1 protein-coding gene is annotated in these 773 nt (G+C 65.5%); it reads left to right on the top strand.

The window, feature by feature from the left end; translation table 11 throughout:
• Nucleotides 1-633, top strand: a 633-nt coding sequence (locus tag KDM41_18280) for a tyrosine-type recombinase/integrase (protein ID MCB1185372.1), incomplete at its 5' end; no start/stop codon positions are given.
• Nucleotides 634-773 lie beyond the last annotated feature (140 nt).

Below are 773 nucleotides of genomic sequence, written 5' to 3'. Positions count from 1 at the left end.
ACGGTCGTCGCCATGTGCGGGCCGCCGGTGATGTACAAATTCGTCCTGCTGGAACTGGCGGGAGTGGGCATCGAGGGCGACCGGGTTTTCGTGGACCTGGAACGGCGCATGCGCTGCGGCGTGGGCAAGTGCGGGCACTGCCAGATCAACGACATCTACTGCTGCCAAGACGGGCCGGTCTTTCGGTTCTCCGAGATCGCCCATCTCAAGGTCTCCGACATCGACAGCGCGCGCATGCTGATCCGCATCGAACAGGGCAAGGGACGCAAGGATCGCTACGTCATGCTGTCACCCGATCTGCTCGCGCTGTTGCGACAATGGTGGCGGGCGAAGCGACCGAAGGGATGGCTGTTCCCGGGACAACGGCCGGGTCAACCGATCACGCCGCGCCAGTTGAACCGCGCCTGTGCGAAGGCGGCGACGAGCGCGAGGATAGGCAAGCGCGTCTCCATGCATACGCTGCGGCACAGCTTCGCCACGCACCTGCTGGAGCAGAAGGTCGACATCCGCGTCATCCAGACGCTGCTTGGCCACAGGAAGCTCGACACGACCGCGATCTACACCCGCGTCGCGCTGAAGACGATCCGCAACGTCGAGAGCCCGCTCACGCTGCTCGCGCCGCCGCCAGCCTGACGACCGCGCCGTCATGGCGCGGCCTCATCTCGAGGTCGCAGACATCTTTCGCCGGCACGGGGACGCGTATCTCTCCACCCATGCCGGTCGTCTGAGCCTCGGTCAGCTCAAGGTCGTCTCGGTGATCCGGGCTTGTCGCA

The organism is bacterium (genome assembly GCA_020440705.1).
Taxonomy (GTDB): domain Bacteria; phylum Krumholzibacteriota; class Krumholzibacteriia; order LZORAL124-64-63; family LZORAL124-64-63; genus JAGRNP01.
Note: the sequence above shows the minus strand (reverse complement) of the source record. Positions and strands in the feature narration are given on the sequence as shown.